This is a genomic window from Shewanella sp. 1180_01 (assembly GCF_052850535.1).
In genome coordinates, this window is sequence record NZ_VXCT01000163.1 from 1 (window position 1) to 854 (window position 854).

Annotated in this window: 1 protein-coding gene; it reads right to left on the reverse strand. The window is 42.0% G+C overall.

From position 1 onward, the window contains the following. A partial coding sequence (locus FW758_RS24655) for an IS30 family transposase (RefSeq protein WP_446446834.1) occupies nt 1-751 on the reverse strand: 751 nt, incomplete at its 3' end. Nucleotides 752-854: the final 103 nt, after the last annotated feature.

The window sequence follows — 854 nt, forward strand, 5'->3', positions numbered from 1 at the left end:
ATGGGTGGGCGAAGTACACATCTGTATCTAATGCCTTTGCTATATCTTGATGGCCGGCAAATTCTCGACCATTGTCAGCCGTTATTGTGTGAACGAACTGCTTATAGGGCATTAATAAATCTATTGTTGCTCTAGTGACATCTTCTGCTGATTTTGACGGCACTTTCTTGGCTAGGTAGAAACGTGTTTCTCGCTCTAAGATTGTCACTATTGCTCCAGTTCCATGCTTACCCAAAACAGTATCAATTTCCCAGTCACCAAAACGCTCGCGGTTATCAACAATCTCTGGTCTTTCATCTATAGAAACTGCATTCTTAATGACGGGGTCGCGTTCTTTTTTACCTCGTCGATACCTTTTATGGCCCTGACGCAAGTGACGGTATAGCTTGCCACCTTGCCTCTTATCCAATGCAATAAAACGATAAATCCATTCATGACTTACATTGGCACCGATATGGGTTAGCACGTTCGATATTTGCTCCGGGCTCCAGTCATTGGTGAGCAAAACTTCAATAAAATCGATACGATGTTGTGGTATTCGATATTTGGCTGCATACCGTCGTTTCATCACTGCTAACTGGTGCGCTATCACAGGTGAATACTGCGAATTATTACAACCACGCTTCAATTCTCGATAAACGGTTGAACGATGACATTTAACAGTATTGGCAATGTCTGATATAGAAATACCTCGTTCCAAAAGGGCTGAAATCTGATATCTTCTTCCCTCAGTCAACTGCTGATAACTCATAGTGATACTCTTTTTTCTTTGGCGAGATAAAGCCTACCACTTTCAGCAGCTGGCTTCTTCTATACCTCAATTAAGAGTGTCGCAGTTATTATCTGAATTCTGG